The sequence below is a fragment of the Rhodococcus shunpengi genome (assembly GCF_048381395.1).
Taxonomy (GTDB): domain Bacteria; phylum Actinomycetota; class Actinomycetes; order Mycobacteriales; family Mycobacteriaceae; genus Rhodococcus.
The window spans coordinates 68,465-82,167 of record NZ_JBLWIU010000030.1 but is presented as its reverse complement, the minus strand read 5'-3'; the positions used below and the strand labels follow the sequence as shown (position 1 = coordinate 82,167).

At 67.5% G+C, this 13,703-nt stretch carries 15 protein-coding genes and 1 pseudogene; 8 read left to right on the top strand and 8 right to left on the bottom strand.

Annotation, left to right across the window (positions count from 1 at the left end):
* Positions 1 to 6: 6 nt before the first annotated feature.
* Both ACNJ7K_RS17570 and ACNJ7K_RS17565 read left to right on the top strand, forming a co-directional pair.
* Positions 7 to 1,065: an ArsO family NAD(P)H-dependent flavin-containing monooxygenase gene (locus tag ACNJ7K_RS17570; protein ID WP_487042005.1), complete on the top strand. Its 1,059-nt coding sequence runs from the start codon at positions 7 to 9 to the stop codon at positions 1,063 to 1,065.
* Positions 1,066 to 1,087: 22 nt separating this feature from the next.
* Positions 1,088 to 1,495: an arsenate-mycothiol transferase ArsC gene (locus ACNJ7K_RS17565; RefSeq protein WP_487042003.1), complete on the top strand. Its 408-nt coding sequence runs from the start codon at positions 1,088 to 1,090 to the stop codon at positions 1,493 to 1,495.
* Between the two features lie 52 nt (positions 1,496 to 1,547).
* Here ACNJ7K_RS17565 and ACNJ7K_RS17560 read toward each other — a convergent pair whose 3' ends face one another.
* Positions 1,548 to 2,036, bottom strand: a complete 489-nt coding sequence (locus tag ACNJ7K_RS17560; protein ID WP_487042002.1) for an ArsI/CadI family heavy metal resistance metalloenzyme — start codon at positions 2,034 to 2,036, stop codon at positions 1,548 to 1,550.
* Positions 2,037 to 2,133: 97 nt separating this feature from the next.
* Between ACNJ7K_RS17560 and ACNJ7K_RS17555 the strand changes: the two genes are divergently transcribed.
* Positions 2,134 to 2,493, top strand: coding sequence for an Rv2640c family ArsR-like transcriptional regulator (locus ACNJ7K_RS17555; RefSeq protein WP_159416660.1), 360 nt, complete (start codon positions 2,134 to 2,136; stop codon positions 2,491 to 2,493).
* A 172-nt stretch (positions 2,494 to 2,665) separates the two neighbouring features.
* Here the strand turns inward: ACNJ7K_RS17555 and ACNJ7K_RS17550 are convergent.
* The 7 genes and pseudogenes from ACNJ7K_RS17550 to ACNJ7K_RS17520 form a co-directional block, all read right to left on the bottom strand.
* Positions 2,666 to 3,184: pseudogene (locus tag ACNJ7K_RS17550) on the bottom strand (LLM class flavin-dependent oxidoreductase); the annotation flags it as partial.
* The gene (locus ACNJ7K_RS17545) at positions 3,181 to 3,549 is read right to left on the bottom strand and encodes a carboxymuconolactone decarboxylase family protein (RefSeq protein WP_006551766.1); all 369 of its coding nucleotides are present in this window, start codon (positions 3,547 to 3,549) and stop codon (positions 3,181 to 3,183) included. The pseudogene ACNJ7K_RS17550 and the gene ACNJ7K_RS17545, both read right to left, overlap by 4 nt.
* Entirely contained in the window at positions 3,546 to 4,445 is a 900-nt protein-coding gene (locus ACNJ7K_RS17540; RefSeq protein ID WP_159416659.1) for an NAD(P)-dependent oxidoreductase, read from the bottom strand. The genes ACNJ7K_RS17545 and ACNJ7K_RS17540 overlap by 4 nt, the downstream gene beginning before the upstream one ends.
* Positions 4,442 to 5,191: an SDR family oxidoreductase gene (locus tag ACNJ7K_RS17535; protein WP_039587653.1), complete on the bottom strand. Its 750-nt coding sequence runs from the start codon at positions 5,189 to 5,191 to the stop codon at positions 4,442 to 4,444. Before ACNJ7K_RS17535 ends, ACNJ7K_RS17540 begins: the two co-directional genes overlap by 4 nt.
* Before the next feature lie 26 nt (positions 5,192 to 5,217).
* Positions 5,218 to 6,687, bottom strand: coding sequence for an aldehyde dehydrogenase (locus ACNJ7K_RS17530; RefSeq protein ID WP_230788172.1), 1,470 nt, complete (start codon positions 6,685 to 6,687; stop codon positions 5,218 to 5,220).
* 160 nt (positions 6,688 to 6,847) lie between these two features.
* Positions 6,848 to 7,678, bottom strand: a complete 831-nt coding sequence (locus ACNJ7K_RS17525) for an oxygenase MpaB family protein (RefSeq protein ID WP_230788169.1) — start codon at positions 7,676 to 7,678, stop codon at positions 6,848 to 6,850.
* 46 nt (positions 7,679 to 7,724) lie between these two features.
* On the bottom strand, positions 7,725 to 8,321 hold the full coding sequence (locus tag ACNJ7K_RS17520) for a TetR/AcrR family transcriptional regulator (RefSeq protein ID WP_230788166.1): 597 nt from the start codon (positions 8,319 to 8,321) through the stop codon (positions 7,725 to 7,727).
* 87 nt (positions 8,322 to 8,408) lie between these two features.
* On the opposite strand from ACNJ7K_RS17520, the gene ACNJ7K_RS17515 reads away from it, so the two are divergent.
* The 5 genes from ACNJ7K_RS17515 (at position 8,409) to ACNJ7K_RS17495 (ending at position 13,698) form a co-directional block, all read left to right on the top strand.
* A complete protein-coding gene (locus ACNJ7K_RS17515) occupies positions 8,409 to 9,635 on the top strand; it encodes a cytochrome P450 (RefSeq protein WP_230788163.1) in 1,227 nt (408 codons plus the stop codon).
* A gap of 76 nt (positions 9,636 to 9,711) precedes the next feature.
* Entirely contained in the window at positions 9,712 to 10,272 is a 561-nt protein-coding gene (locus tag ACNJ7K_RS17510; protein WP_159419036.1) for a TetR/AcrR family transcriptional regulator, read from the top strand.
* A 75-nt stretch (positions 10,273 to 10,347) separates the two neighbouring features.
* Positions 10,348 to 11,535, top strand: coding sequence for a cytochrome P450 (locus ACNJ7K_RS17505; RefSeq protein WP_159419035.1), 1,188 nt, complete (start codon positions 10,348 to 10,350; stop codon positions 11,533 to 11,535).
* Positions 11,528 to 12,313 carry an SDR family oxidoreductase gene (locus ACNJ7K_RS17500; protein WP_487042001.1) on the top strand — a complete coding sequence of 262 codons (786 nt, stop codon included), beginning with the start codon at positions 11,528 to 11,530 and terminating at the stop codon, positions 12,311 to 12,313. The genes ACNJ7K_RS17505 and ACNJ7K_RS17500 overlap by 8 nt, the downstream gene beginning before the upstream one ends.
* Positions 12,310 to 13,698 (top strand): cytochrome P450, encoded by a 1,389-nt coding sequence (locus ACNJ7K_RS17495; protein ID WP_159416653.1) that lies wholly within the window; start codon positions 12,310 to 12,312, stop codon positions 13,696 to 13,698. The genes ACNJ7K_RS17500 and ACNJ7K_RS17495 overlap by 4 nt, the downstream gene beginning before the upstream one ends.
* The last annotated feature ends 5 nt before the right edge of the window (positions 13,699 to 13,703 follow it).

The following is a 13,703-nucleotide window of genomic DNA, read 5'->3' as shown; positions in this document are numbered from 1 at the left end:
TCTTCGATGACGACGAACGTCGATGTCGTGGTGGTCGGCGGTGGGCAGGCGGGTCTGGCTGCCGGCTACTACCTGCGGCGGGCCGGGCACCGCTTCGTGATCCTCGACGACCAGGAACGGCCGGGTGGGGCGTGGCCGCACATGTGGCCGTCGCTGCGGCTGTTTTCCCCGGCGGAATTCGCGTCGCTGCCGGGGTGGCCGATGCCGCGCTGGCCGGACGGTTTCCCGCCTGCACGGCATGTTGTGGACTATCTCACCGCCTACGAAGCCCGCTACGGCCTGCCGATCGAGCGGCCGGTGCGGGTGCAGGCGGTGCGGCGCGACGGCCCTGATCTGCTGGTCGACACCGACCGCGGGCAGTGGCGGGCGCGGCGGGTGATCAGCGCCACTGGTACCTGGCAGCGACCGTTTCGGCCGAGTTATCCGGGCATGAAGGTGTTCACCGGGCGGCAGTTGCACACCGTCGACTACCGTAGCGCGGCCGAGTTCACCGGCTCGGACGTCGTGGTGGTCGGGGGTGGCAACTCCGCGGCTCAACTCGTCGCCGAGATCTCCACTACCGCGAGAACCATCTGGGTCACCAGCCGGCCCCCGCGGTTCCTGCCGGATGGCGTCGATGGCCGGGCGTTGTTCGAGCTCGCCTCCCGCCGTGCAGTGGCCCTGGCTGCCGGACGGACCGATCCCGGCGGCATCGCCGCCCTGGGGGACATTGTGATGGTCCCGGAGGTGCTTGCCGCCCGTGAGCGTGGCGTCATGACCGCGCTGCCGATGTTCGATCGGCTCACCGTCGACGGCATCGCCTGGGGACAGCGCCACCAGCGGGCTGATGTCGTGGTGTGGGCCACGGGATTTCGGCCCGCCCTCGCGCATCTGCGGCCGTTGCGGTTGCGCGATCACACCGGCACGGTGCCGGTCGCCGGCACCCGCTCGCTCAAGGAATCGCGCCTGCATCTGCTCGGCTACGGCGACTGGACCGGTCCCGGTTCGGCCACCATCCTCGGCGTCGGCCGCACCGCCAAGGCCACCGTCGCCGACCTCGACCTCGATCTCGACCTCGACACCTGATCTGCGTGAAAGGACCTCGACCGTGAGCACACCCTCGGCGCTGTTCGTCTGTGTGAAGAACGGCGGAAAGTCCCAGATGGCCGCCGGCCTGATGCGGGCCGCCGCCGGCGACACCGTTACGGTGCACTCCGCCGGTACGAAACCCGGTGCCGGCATCAATGCCCTGGCGGCCGAAGTGCTCCTCGAGGTCGGCGTCGACATCACCGGCCAGACCCCGACACCGGTCGACCCCGACCTGGTCCGCGACGTCGATCTCGTGGTCACCCTCGGCCGCGAAGCCCACCTCGAGCCGGTGGCCGGGACACAGTTCGAGAACTGGGACACCGACGAGCCGTCCGAGCGCGGCATCGTCGGCATCGAACGGATGCGGCTGGTCCGCGACGACATCGCCGCTCGTGTCACCGACCTTGCCGACCGGCTCCGTCGCTGAAGACACCGATGTCGGCCACCCGAATCCGGTGGCCGACCTCGAGGGAAGCCGTTCAGCAGCAGGACGGTGCGGCCGAAGCCTGCTGCGTGTCCTCGGCCGGGGCGGCGGTGCCGCAGCACATGCCACCCACGGCGGTGGCCGGATCGTCGAGATGCTGTGGGCTCGAGCCGAAGGTTTCCGAATCGGCGAGGACGGTGTAGACCTCCCACTTCTCCCCGGCCGGGCCGGTAACCCACACTTTGTCCTGGGTGGCGAAGCAGCAGGTGGTGCCGATCTCCTCCTCGGTGAACAGCCCTTCGTCGGTGAGGCGGGCGATTTCGGCGTGGACCTTCTCGCTCGATTCGACCTCCACGCCGAGGTGGTTGATGGTGCCGCCCTTGCCGGGGTTTTCGAGCAGGACCAGCTTCAGTGGCGGTTCGGCGATCGCGAAGTTCGCGTAGCCGGGCTCGAGCTTGGCCGGTTCGGTGCCGAACAGTTTCGTGTAGAAGGCGACCGCTTCTTGCAGGTCGTCGACGTTGAGGGCGAGTTGTGCGCGGGACATGTCAGCCTCCACCTGTGTGGCATATGTCGAAATACTGGACAGGTACAGGATGCGCCACCTTTTCGACATATGTCAAGTAAGTGGATAAGCTCGAACCATGCCGAAAGCCCTGCCCATGATCGACGTCAGCACCCCGATCTGCTGCGAACCGGTCTCGGCCGCACCCATGAGCGACAACGCAGCTCTCGAACTCGCACTACGCCTGAAGGCCCTGGCGGACCCGGTCCGCATCAAGCTCATGTCGATCCTGCTCACCGCCGACGGCGGTGAAGTGTGCACCTGCGATCTCGCCACCGACATCGGCTTGGCCGAATCCACTGTCAGTCACCACCTCGGGCAGCTGCGCAAGGCCGGCATGGTCGTATCCGAACGCCGCGGGATGAACGTCTTCTACCGTGCCCGCGCCGAGTCCCTCGAAGCCCTGCGGATGGTGCTGGACCCGAACTGTTGTCGCTGATCCCGACGTGGTGTCGATTACCTGCCATATGGCCCGGAAGGACGTACATCGAGCAGAAAATCGGGGGTTGGGCGCGCAGCGGCCTTGGTTGGGTCGCTGGTCCGGTGAAGACTGTGTGCAGGACGACGGCGTCGGCCACGCGTCCCGCCAGGTCGAGCGTGCGCTCGCCGAGCGCGACCATGAGGATCGGGATGCGGTCGACGTCCTCGGCGGTGCGTCGCAGATACGGGAAGTCGCCGGCTGGGCCGTGCCGGTCGACGACTGCGTCACCGCGCCACAGCGTCCGGAGCAGATCGACGGTGTCCTCGAGCCGCGCCGACGTCACGCGAGGCAGACCCATGAGAGCGAACAGCACGTCGAAGCCGCGGCCGAGCCCGAGGGCGTAGCGGCCGCGGCTCAACCGGTGCAGTGTGGTCGCCATCGTCGCTGTGACGAGGGGATGGCGGGTGTGCGGATTGGTCGCTGCGGTGCCGATCCCGAGCGTGCGGCTCGTCGCGGCGGCCGCACCGGCCAGCGCTGCCGCGTCCTTGGTGTCGAACCGTTCCGACAGGAAGACCGAGCCGAGACCGATGCGTTCGGCGACGGCGATCTCGTCGAGCAGCGCCCTCGGGTCGTCGGCGTGCCCGGCGAGGCCGTAGAACCCGAGTTCCGGACAGTCCGGCTCCGGTACGGATCCGCCGGGGATGCTCACGAGCGGGCCGCCGCCTTCCGTCGCTGCAGCACGCTGCCCACTGCGTTGTCGAGCTTCGAGCCCAGCGGCCAGCCCACGTAGTGACACAGGAACAGGGCGATCTCGCGGAGCTGCTGCTCGTCGAGTTCCTCGTTCTTCAGCGCCGCTTCGATCTGGATCTCGGCGATGTCCGGGGCGCCCTGCGCGGTGAGTGCCCCGAGCAGCAGCAGTCGCCGATCACGAATGGTCAGCCCGGGCCGGGTCCAGATGTTCGCGAACAGGTGGTCGGCGGTGACGGCGAAGTGCTCACCGGGACCGTCCTGCATCTCCCAGCCGTAGACCTTGGACATCATCTCCAGGCCGCGGCGGCGGGTCTCGTCGGTCATGCGTGCTCCTTCCGGGAACGGGTCCGTGCGATCTCTCCCGTGCCGACTCCGAGGCCGGGGCCGAGGTCGGACAGCGCCCGGGCTCCGAGCGGCAGATCGACTCCGAGGCGATCGCCGAGATCGAGTGCCAGCGCGAGATCCTTCTCACCCAGGGCGCGCACGCGCGAGAAGATCGGGAACCAGGAGTCGTCCTCCGCGAGAGGAGATGTGGTGTCGCGCCACATGATCGAACCGGCGCCGCGGGTGATCGCGTCGGTGTGCCGGACGACCTTGCCGAGCTCGGTGATGTCGATGCCCGCGGTCTCGGCGAGTCGTTGTGCCTCCGTCGCCGCGGTGAACGCGATGAAGTGGAGCAGGTTGCGGGCGAGCTTCATCCGGGTTCCCGCCCCGACGGGACCCGCGTGCACGACCAGCGACGCGAAGGTGCCGAACGGTTCCTCGATCTTGGCGAAGCCGTCGTCGGTCGCGCCGACCATCACGGCGAGAGTGCCGTTCTTCGCACCGCCGGCGCCGCCGCTGACCGGTGCATCGACGAAGTCGACTCCCTTCTCGGCACACTTCGCGGCGAGCTCGACGGCGGTGGTGTCGGAGATCGTCGAGTGCACCGCGACGACCGTGCCGGGCCGGGCCGTCGCGAGCAGTCCGTTCGGACCGGTGACGACGTCGCGGACCTGGGCGTCGTCGAGGACGGTCACGCACACGAGGTCGCAGTCGGCGGCCAGCTCCGCCGGGCTCGACGCCGCCGCGGCGCCCTTGTCGGTGAACGGGCTCATCGCCTCGGGCACCACGTCGAGCACGGTGAGGCCTCCGGGTCGGGTGAGCAACCGCTCGGCCATCGGTGCCCCCATGTTGCCCAGCCCGATGTAACCGACCCGGCCGATCATGGAGTCGGTCACGAGCGGATCACCTGCCCGCCGTCGACGTTGAAGATCTGCCCTGTGACCCAGGCGGCCTCGTCGGAGAGCAGGAACAGGCACATGCCGACGAGATCGTCGGGAGTGCCCATGCGCTTGAGCGGCAACTGCTTCACCATGTCGGCGACCATATTCGCGGGGGTGGTGGTGCGGGTCGCCTCGGTGTCGATGGGGCCGGGGGCGATCGCATTGATGCGGATGTTCGACCCGCCGAGCTCGACGGCGAGTTGCTGTGTGAGACCGTTGATCCCGACCTTCGCGAGCCCGTAGAAACCCGAGTACAGCCAGGCCGCCGTCGACGACTGGTTGACGATCGACCCGCCGTTCTTCGTCATGTGCGGCCACACCGCGCGGGTGACGTTGAGGGCGCCGTCGAGGTTCACGCTCATGAACTTCTTGTAGTAGTCCCACGGAACCGTCAGCAGCAGATCGAGTTTCATGCCGCCGTAGATGGCGGCATTGTTGATCACGTGGTCGATGCTGCCGTAGGTCTCGACGGTCGACGCGGCGAGTGCCTCGGCGGAGGCGGGGTCGGAGACGTCGACCGAGGTGAAGCTCGCGATGCCGCCGTCGGCGACGATCTGTTTGGCGACCTGTTCGCCGAGTTCGGCATCGATATCGGCGACCACCACGTTCGCGCCCTCGGCGGCGAGCGCACGCGCGTACGCCTCGCCGATCCCCTGGGCGGCGCCGGTGACGATCGCGGTGCGACCGGTGAAACGTGCCATCGGAAAAGTCCTTTCGGAAGTTCGGGTCAGCTCGCGGGTTCGGCGACGAGCTTGGTCTCCAGGTACTCCTCGAAACCGGCCACACCCATCTCGCGGCCGATCCCGGACTGCTTGTAGCCCCCGAACGGGGCGTCGGCGGCGTACCAGATGCCGCCGTTGACGCCCAGCGTGCCGGTCCGTACACCTGCGACGACCCGCGCGATGCGGTCCGGATCGGTGCCGTACACCGAACCCGAGAGGCCGTAGGGGGAGTCGTTGGCGATGCGGATCGCGTCGTCGTCGCCGTCGTGAGGGATGATCACGAGCACCGGGCCGAAGATCTCCTCCCGCGCTGTGCGCGCGGAGTTGTCGAGGCCGGCGATGAGGGTGGGTTCGACGAAGAAGCCCCGCTCGTGTTCGGCGGGACGTCCGCCGCCGGTGACGATCGTGCCGCCTTCCTCGACGGCGAGGCGGATGTAGCCCTCAACCCGCTGTCGCTGCTTCTCGGAGATGAGCGGCCCGCACACCGTACCGGGATCGCGCGGGTCGCCGGGCCGGATGCCGCTCATGGACTTCGCGGTCAGGGCCACCGCTTCGTCGTACCGTTCGCGGGGAACGAGCAGACGCGTGGTGATCGCGCAGCCCTGGCCGGCATGCGTGCACACGGTGAAGGCCGCCATCGAGCAGGCGCCGCGCAGGTCGGCGTCGTCGAGGACGATGAACGCCGACTTGCCGCCGAGCTCGAGGAAGACCTTCTTGAGGTTCTCGGAGGCCGCGCGCATCACGGCCCGGCCGGTCGCGGTGGAACCGGTGAACGAGATCAGGTCGACGCGCGGATCCTCGCTCAGCTGTGCGCCGAGCCTGTGGTCGCTCGAGGTGACGATGTTCAGCACTCCCGGCGGGATGTCGGTCTCCTCGGCCGCGATCCGCCCGACCAGGGCCGCACACCACGGGGTGTCCGGGGCGGGCTTGAGCACCACGGTGTTCCCGGCGGCGAGAGCGGGCCCGAGCTTGGCGAAGTTGATCTGGTGCGGGAAGTTCCACGGCGTGATCGCGCCGACGACCCCCACCGCTTCCTTGAGCAGATAGCGGTGGGTGGGGATACCCATGGGGGAGGCGTTGCCGAGATCCTGCCTCCACGCGTAGCTCTCGGCGAGGTCGGCGAAGTAGAGCAGATCGTCGATGGGGCCTTCGAGATGCGCGGCGCTCGTGAGGAATCGGGGAGCGCCGACCTCGGCGATGGTGATCTCCCGCAGTTCCTCGATGTGCTCGCGCAGGGCGTCGCGCAACTGACGGAGGCAGCGGGCTCGGAAGGCGTGGTCGCGTGACCAGTCGGTGTCGTCGAAGGCGCGACGCGCGGCCGCGATCGCGGCGTCCATGTCGGTGGCGGTGCCCTCGGCCGCGTGGCCGAGCAGTTCTTCGGTGCTCGGATCGGTGATCGCGAAGGTGCCTCCGCTGCCGGGTACGAGCTTGCCGTCGATCAGAAGGGTGGAGCTGTCGGTGGGGCGAAGTGTCATCAGACGTTCCCTCGGTTCTGGACAGGTGTCTGGACTATAGTTCGGCGACGCGATCGAATGCAACGGTTCGTCCGAAACGGACGAAACCGGTGTTGTGTGCGAGGAATTCGACGAATCTCGCACACAACACCGGTCTCGACGAGGGTCCGGCGGTCTCCGGTCAGAACACGCGCAGTCCGAGGCGTCGCCGCGTGCGCAGATCGAGCAGATAGGACTTCCACAGCAACGGCCACACCCATGGGGTGACGCGGTGCAGGCGACGGACCGCCACGAGATAGCGGTCGAAGCGTCGCTGGTCGTCGGCGGTCCACGGGTACTGCATGAGGTCGCGGAACTCCGGCGGCAGTGCACCGCGGGTGATCAGTTCGAACGACCTGCCGAGCACCCGGTGGATCCCGCGGCCCAGTCGTCCGAGGCGCACCTCGAGGAACGCGAGATTGCAGAGTTCGGTGAGGTACTCGCGCACCTGCTCGTTCATGGAGAGGTCGGCGACGCCGGCCTTCCACAGTTCCTCGTACTCCTCGCGGGTCGTGGGCCACGACTCCGGCCGGACGTTCAGTGTCGTCGCGAGGGTCGCGCCGTCGCGGAGGATCCGGGCGTACTGCTCCTCGGTGAGCGGGCCGTACAGGAACTCGTGCTGGTCGATGAAGTACTTGAGCAGGCAGACGGCGACCCACAACTGCAGGGCGGGGGAGTTGGCGCTGTAGCGGACCTCCGCGCCGGGTGACGACGTGACCCGGGCGTGGATCTTCCGTACCGACTCGCGGACGAAATCGCGGTCGGCCTCGGTGCCGAACACCGCGACCGCCAGATAGGTGCCGGTCGTGCGGGCCCGCTTGACCGGATGGAGATCGGCGCGGCCGGAGTCGACCGTGCTGTCGACGACGCCCTGGCCGACGCCGGGATGGGCGAGCTGCATGATGACGTTGGCGGCGTTGATCGTGCCACCGAGCGGTGAGACGAGATCGCCGAGAGTGTCGATCGTCCGCATGACCCCTCCATCTGAAGACGGACGTGTTCAGTTGATGCGTGCCACTCTAGCGCGTCTTCGTGGGGTCGAGGGATGCGCCGGCCAGAACTCCGCGCACGACCGTCTCGTAGATGTGGTCGAGATCGAGCTCGTCGCCCAGGAAGCCGCTGCTCTGGAGGACCGCGAAACCGTGCAGGGCCGCGAACATGCCGACCGCGGCCTCGAGCGTCTCCTCCTCCGGAACGCCGCAGGATGCGAGCATCGTGCGCAGAGCGACGTTGGCGTCCAGTGCGGCGGCGAGCAGACCGTCGCGGTCGACCGGTGCGGTGGTCAACGCTTCGTAGCGGCGGGGATGTTCGACGGCCCAGGTGTGGTGGGCGTCGATCAGGGCGCGAAGCCCGTCGACGCCGCTGCGGCCCATCGCGACCTCGCGCAGATGCGCCCCGAGATCGCTCATCGCGCGGATCTGCACGGTCGCCCGTACGTCGTCGAGATTGCGGACGTGGTTGTACAGCGAGGCCGTGACGATTCCCAATCGCGACGAGAGAGTGCTCATCGTGAGCTGTTCCCATCCCAGCTCGTCGACGATCCCGAGCGCTGCTGCGACGACCTTGTCGCGGGTCAGTGTCCGTCGACGCACGGGTCGGGAATTGTCGTCTGCCATGGAAACAGTCTAAGGGGCTTTCATTCCGAACGAAGGTGAGTAGTTTATAAACGAATGCCATTCGTACACTCCCACGAGAGCGGCTTCATGACGACTTCACCCACAGATCTCAAGAACCCCGACGTCTTCGCCCAGGGGGTCCCGCACGATTACTTCTCCGAACTCCGGCGCACCTGTCCGGTCCACCGCCAACCCGAGGAGGGCGGCGCGGGCTTCTGGGCCGTCACCCGGCACGCTGACGTCATCACGGTCTCCCGCGACAGCGCGACCTTCTCCTCGGCGCTCGGAACCACCCAGATCGACGATTTCGACGAGGAGACACGACTCAAGCAGGCATCCATGTTGCTCAACCTCGACCCGCCGGAGCACACCCGCCTGCGGCAACTCGTGAGCCGAGGGTTCACCCCGCGCATGGTGAAGACGCTCGAGGAGCGCATCCGGCGAACGTGCGAACGCACCGTCGACGCGGCGATCGAGGCCGCGCGCGACGGCACGGTGATCGACTTCGTCCCGGCGATCTCGGCACCACTGCCACTGGAGGTGATCGCAGCGCTGCTCGGCGCACCGGCCGAGGACGTCGGGAAGCTCTACGACTGGTCGAACCGCATGATCGGCTGGGACGACCCCGAATACGGCACCACCCAGGAGGACGGCGAGCTCGCCGCCGCCGAGATCTTCCTGTACGCCAACGAGATCGCCGCGCAACGACGCATCGAACCGCGCGACGACATCGTCTCGAAGCTGGTGTGCCCCGACGAGAACGGCGACACGCTCTCCGAGATGGAGTTCGACATGTTCTTCGTCCTGCTCGTCATCGCGGGCAACGAGACGACGCGCAACGCGATCTCGGGCGGGATGCAGGCCTTCGTCGACCATCCCGAGCAATGGCGCCGGTTGCAGGACGATCCCGGTCTGATCGACAGCGCCGTGGAGGAGATCCTGCGCTGGGTCACCCCCGTGGTGGGCTTCCGCCGCACGCCCACCTGCCCGGCGTCGATCGGCGACCAGCACGTCGCACGGGGCGACAAGGTGATCGTGTACTACCCGAGCGCGAACCGCGACGAGGAGGTCTTCGACGACGCGCACGTCTTCGACATCGGGCGCGAGCACAATCCGCACGTCGCCTTCGGGGGGACGGGTGTGCACTTCTGTCTCGGGGCACATCTGGCGCGGCTCGAACTGCGGATCATGTTCGAGACCCTCGTTGCCCGTATCGACCGGGTCGAACCGGCCGGCGAACCGCGGCGGTTGCGGTCGAACTTCATCAACGGTGTCAAGTCCATGCCCGTCCGTATCCACCCACGAGAGCACTGAATTCGCCGAATGAACGCGTTGCGGGCATTGCCGACCCCCTCCAACCGTAGTAATGTCCAGACACGTGTCCAGAAACGTGAATCTCGAATCGACCCGTCGCCGCCTGACCGAGAAGCAGGCCGACACGGTTGCGAGGCTCACGCAGGCCGCGGTCGAGGTGCTCCGCGAGGAGGGATTCACGGGGTTGACGGTGCGTATGGTCGCCGCCCGTGCCGGTGTCGCCCCGGCCACCGCCTACACCTACTTCTCGTCCAAGGAACACCTCGTCGCCGAGGTGTTCTGGCGTCGCTTGGCCAACGCTCCCACGGCCGACGCCGAGAGCACGAGCCGTGCCGATCGGGTGGTCGCGGTGCTGAGGGGAATCGCGCTGCTGTTGGCCGACGAACCCGAACTCGCGGCCGCCGTCACCAGTGCACTGCTCGGTCACGACCCCGATGTCGAACACCTGCGTGCGCGCATCGGACTCGACATCCGTCACCGGATCTCGGCAGCGCTCGGCACCGACTCCGATCCCGACGAACTCGAAGCACTCGAACTGCTCTACGCCGGCGCGCTGGTCCGGGCCGGTATGGGCTACGGCACCTACGAGAAACTCGCCGACAGGCTGGAGACATCCGCCCGACTTCTATTGGAGTGATCCATGATCCAGGCATCCCCGGGCTCCGCGTCGCACGCAGGGCCCGCTTCGCCCGATCCACCGACGCTCGCCCCCGTGATCTTCAACCCGTACGACTACGCCTTCCACGAAGACCCGTATCCCACCTACCGCCGCCTCCGTGAAGAGGAACCGGCCTACCACAACCCCGACCTCGGGTTCTGGGCCCTGTCCCGCCACGCCGACGTCGTCGCGGCCTTCCGCGACAACACCAGGCTCTCGAGCGCCAACGGTGTCTCGCTCGATCCGTCCGCCTACGGGCCCAACGCGCACAAGGTGATGTCCTTCCTCGCGATGGACGACCCGCGCCACATGCGCATGCGTCGGCTCGTCTCCAAAGGATTCACTCCGCGGCGCGTCGCCGACCTCGAGGAACGCATCCTCGAACTGACCCTGCGCTATCTCGAACCCGCGGTGGAGGCAGGGGAATTCGACTGGATCTCGGAGTTCGCGGGCAAGCTGCCCATGGACGTGATCTCCGAACTCATGGGCGTACCCGAATCCGACCGCAGTGAGATCCGCCGCCTCGCCGACCTCGTCGTCCACCGTGAGGAGGGCGTGCTCGACGTGCCGGTCGCCGCGATGGAGGCATCGCTGCACCTCGTCGGCTACTACGCCGACATGCTCGCCGAACGCCGGAAGAAGGACACCTCCGACCTCACGTCGGCGTTGCTGGCCGCCGAGATCGACGGCGACCGGCTCACCGACGACGAGATCATCGGCTTCATGTTCCTCATGGTGGTCGCAGGCAACGAGACCACCACGAAACTCCTCGGCAACGCCCTCTACTGGGGAGCGCACAACAAATCCGAGGTGGCGCAGGTACTCCGCGATCCCGCTCGCGCACCGCAGTGGGTGGAGGAGACCCTCCGCTACGACACTTCGAGCCAGATCGTCGCCCGCACCGCCGTCGCCGACATCGAACTGCACGGCGCCACCATCCGGTCCGGCGACAAGGTACTGCTGCTCATCGGATCCGCCAACCGCGATTCCGACGTCTTCGACACCGCCGACGACTTCCGCATCGGACGCGACAGCTCCCAGAAGATCGCCAGTTTCGGCGGGGGAGTGCACTTCTGTCTCGGCGCACATCTCGCCCGCCTCGAGGCGAACATCGCGCTCGAACAGTTCGCCCGGCGCGTCGCCGACTACGAGATCGACGAGGACCGCTGCGAACGTGTCCATTCCACCAATGTCCGAGGCTTCGCGGCCCTTCCTGTAGAGGTCACCGAACGACATGCCTAGATTCGAACCCCATCCCGAACGCCGTCCCGCGCTGGTCGCCGGAGCCTCCTCCGGAATCGGTACCGCCACCGCCTACGCGCTCGCCGAGGCCGGGCACCCCGTCGCGCTCGGGGCGCGCCGCGTGGAGGAGTGCGCGGCGATCGCGGAGAAGATCCGCGGCGAGGGCGGCGAGGCCTTCGCCCACTTCCTCGACGTGTCGTCCACCGAATCCGTCGGCGAGTTCGTCGCCGCGGCCGAGGAGGCCCTCGGCCCCGCCGAGATCGTCGTCTCGGGAGCGGGCGACATGGATTTCGCGTTGCCGCACGAGATGGATCCCGACCGGTTCGCCTTCCAGGTGAACGTGCACCTGATGGGCACGCAACGTCTGGCCCATCGTGTGCTGCCCGGCATGATCGACCGGAAACGCGGCGACTTCGTCGTGATCGGATCCGACTGTGCCGTGCTTCCCCGGCCCTGGATGGGTGCCTACAACGCCGCCAAGACCGGCCTCGAAGCGCTCGTCCGCGAGATGCGGATGGAACTCGAGGGTACGGGTGTCCGCGCATCGGTCGTGCGCCCAGGGCCGACACAGACCGGTGCCGGCACGACCGCTCCGGCGGAGGTGCTCGAACCGATGCTCGAGGACTGGGGCACATGGGGTTTCGCGAGACACCCCTACTTCCTTCGTGCATCCGACATCGCCGCGGCCGCGCTCTCGGTCGTCTCGGCCCCCCGCGGCGCCCACATCGTGCTCATCGAGGTTCAACCCGAAGCACCCCTGCGGAAGGACAATCCATGACCACACTCGTCGAGCCCCGGCGTGTGTCCGGCGGCGAACACGAACACGGCCACCTCGAGGAACTGCGCACCGATCCCATCGCGCTCATGCGCCGGGTGCGCGAGGAGTGCGGCGACGTCGGGGTCTTCCAGCTCGCCGACAAGAAGGTCGTACTACTCTCCGGTGCGGAGGCCAACGAGTTCTTCTTCCGTGCCGCGGACGAGGATCTCGACCAGCAGGCCGCCTATCCGTTCATGAAGCCGGTCTTCGGTGAGGGCGTCGTCTTCGACGCCAGCCCCGAACGCCGCAAGGAGATGCTGCACAACTCGGCGCTGCGTGGCGAACAGATGCGGGGCCACGCGGCGACCATCGACCGCGAGGTGCAGGACATGGTCGCCGGCTGGGGCGACGAAGGCGAGATCGACCTGCTCGAATTCTTCGCCGAAATGACGATCTACACGTCGTCGGCCTGCCTGATCGGCAAGAAGTTCCGCGACCAGCTCGACGGACGATTCGCCCACCTCTACCACGACCTCGAGAAGGGCACCGACGCACTGGCCTTCGTCGATCCCTACGCGCCGATCGAGAGTTTCCGGCGACGCGACGAGGCCCGCCGCGGACTCGTGGCACTCGTGCAGGAGATCATGGACGGACGCATCGCGAACCCGCCGCAGGGCAAGGAGGACCGCGACATGCTCGACGTCCTCGTCTCCATCAAGGACGAGGACGGCAAGGAACGGTTCAGTGCCGACGAGATCACCGGCATCTTCATCTCGATGATGTTCGCCGGCCACCACACCACCTCCGGCACGGCGGCCTGGGCGCTCATCGAACTGCTGCGCAACCCCGAGTACATGCAGCAGGTCACGGCAGAACTCGACGTCCTGTACTCCGACGGTGAGAGCGTGAGCTTCCATGCACTGCGGCAGATCCCGGTGCTCGAAGCGGTGCTCAAGGAGACACTACGCCTGCACCCGCCGCTGATCCTGCTTCTTCGGGTCGCGCGCGACGACTTCGAGGTCGCCGGATACCGGATCTCGGAGGGCGATCTCGTGGGTGCGACACCGGCGATCTCCAACCGGATCCCGGAGGACTTCCCGGATCCCGATGCCTTCGATCCCGGCCGCTACATCGACCCCAATCAGGAGGACATCGTCAACCGGTGGACCTGGATTCCGTTCGGGGCGGGTCGGCACCGCTGTGTGGGAGCGGCGTTCGCGCTCATGCAGCTGAAGGCGATATTCTCGGTTCTGCTGCGCGACTTCGAGTTCGAACTGTCCCAGCCGCCCGAGACCTACCGCAACGACCACTCGAAGATGGTGGTCCAGCTCGAACAGCCGTGTGCTGTGCGGTACCGACGTCGCACCCGGGCGGCGTCCGGCACCGGCACAGCGACGCAGGAGTGAGGTTC